This is a genomic window from Moraxella canis (assembly GCF_002014965.1).
Taxonomy (GTDB): Bacteria; Pseudomonadota; Gammaproteobacteria; order Pseudomonadales; family Moraxellaceae; genus Moraxella; species Moraxella canis.
Genome location: NZ_MUXT01000003.1, coordinates 33461 through 35151 on the forward strand (window position 1 = coordinate 33461; position 1691 = coordinate 35151).

A 1691-nucleotide genomic window follows, 5' to 3' on the forward strand; every position below is an offset into this window, starting at 1 on the left:
TGCTGTGCTGTGCTGTGCTGGAGCATTGCAGTTCCTTATGGTTAAGTCAAGATTTTTTTGTGTTTGGTTTTTAATATATTAAATAATCCTGATGTTTTCACACCCAATCGCAGTCAAAACCTGCAACATAAAATCAGCACCGAATGCGCCACGAGAAATTTTATTACTAAGATTCTGTGGGGTTTCTTCGATGCCTAGCTCTTTAAGCTTTTCAACGACATCATGATAACTTAAATTTCTTAGTGCAATTTCAGATTTTACAATACCTTTGGCTTTATTGCGCCATTCGGTTTGAATGGATTGATTCATATTTGTTTCTCATCATTTACAATATAAATACATTATAAATGATTAAAACTCTATTGTCAAAATGTTTTTTGTGCTGTATAATCATCATATAAGATATATAAAAGGATTATACTATGCCCCAACACTTCCTCCTCTCTGCTGAAGCACGCAATCTATCACCGATTGCTATTGCTCGTATGAGTGAGTATGAAGCCGTGATGGTGATGAAAGAGCTTCGTTGGGGTGAGGGTGCAAATCTGATACGCTGTTATCAGGCGTGGTTCACATGGACGCCACTTATGTCCATTCTAGTCAAAAACCCAAGAATAAAAAGAGTGCGCGTGTTGATAGACGCTTAAAACAACACGAAAACCCGCTAAAGCGTGCCTTACTTGTGATGCGTGACAGTTTTATTAAAAGCAATGCTCAAGGTACAGAAAACACCAATCAAGTCGGTGCTAGAAACACCATCGCCTTTATCGCCAAATCTGAAAATAGCAAGGTTGTTAATCAGCTTGCTAATAAACACATTGAAAAAGGCAGTATCATCCATACCGATGAAAGTCCTGCTTATGATAATCTGATTTACTTTCACGACTTAAAACGTGTGAACCATCAACAAGAATATCGCTCTGATGAGGGTGTAACCAACAACCTAGCAGAGAGCTATTTTAGTCGCTTTAAGCGGATGTACTACGGTCAAGTACACAAGATGAATAATACCTACCTATACGAATACGCCAATGAGATTGCTTATCGTGAAGATACCAGACGCCTGCCAAATGGTGTTATCTTTAATGATGTGGTTGCCAAGTGTCTCGCAACTCTACCTTCCGATGATTGGCGTGGATATTGGCAGGGCAATAAAAAGCGTGTGGAAACCCTAGCGGCTTAACAAACACCGACAAATTCAATCCAGCCCAATGAAAAAACAAAATCAAATCCAAGAGATTGACCAACAAATTGATATTCTCACCCAAGCTGCTCATATTATGGGTGAGATAGACCAACTGCCCAAGTTAAGAACATCCGCTTTTAAAAATAGTATCAAAACCTTAGTGGTACAGGTGCTAAAACAAGCAGATAAGCCATTATTAACGCATGAAATCACAAAACAAGCACTGATGCTAGACAGTGCCGAAAACACAAGCGCAGAGCCTGATAAAAGACAAAACAAAGCTGTTTATAATGTGCTAAGACCACTGGTTCAACAGGGCTTAGTCATCCAAACAGGAACAAGAAAAGGCGAAACACGCTATCAGTGGGCGACAAATACCCCAAAGAGTAGTTAAGCCCATTAAAAGCAATAAGAAATCAAAGAAAAAAGCAGCCAAAGCGCTGCTTTTATTGTGGTTGGTTTTGTGCAGGTGCTACATAATGGCGGATAATCTCGCCATGAAACA

Annotated in this window: 3 protein-coding genes; 2 read left to right on the forward strand and 1 reads right to left on the reverse strand. The window is 39.4% G+C overall.

The window, feature by feature from the left end; all coding sequences use genetic code 11:
* Positions 1 to 78: 78 nt before the first annotated feature.
* Positions 79 to 309: a DUF6471 domain-containing protein gene (locus B0180_RS02360; protein ID WP_078255514.1), complete on the reverse strand. Its 231-nt coding sequence runs from the start codon at positions 307 to 309 to the stop codon at positions 79 to 81.
* Positions 310 to 553: 244 nt separating this feature from the next.
* On the opposite strand from B0180_RS02360, the gene B0180_RS02365 reads away from it, so the two are divergent.
* Positions 554 to 1183 carry an IS1595 family transposase gene (locus B0180_RS02365; RefSeq protein ID WP_420866052.1) on the forward strand — a complete coding sequence of 210 codons (630 nt, stop codon included), beginning with the start codon at positions 554 to 556 and terminating at the stop codon, positions 1181 to 1183.
* Positions 1184 to 1211: 28 nt separating this feature from the next.
* On the forward strand, positions 1212 to 1580 hold the full coding sequence (locus B0180_RS02370; RefSeq protein WP_078255516.1) for a hypothetical protein: 369 nt from the start codon (positions 1212 to 1214) through the stop codon (positions 1578 to 1580).
* Positions 1581 to 1691 lie beyond the last annotated feature (111 nt).

What these genes read in the sequence shown, in the direction of transcription:
- B0180_RS02370 (WP_078255516.1), top strand. Translation starts at nt 1,212, where the DNA reads ATGAAAAAACAAAATCAAATCCAAGAGATTGACCAACAAATTGATATT.
- B0180_RS02360 (WP_078255514.1), bottom strand. Translation starts at nt 309, where the DNA reads ATGAATCAATCCATTCAAACCGAATGGCGCAATAAAGCCAAAGGTATT.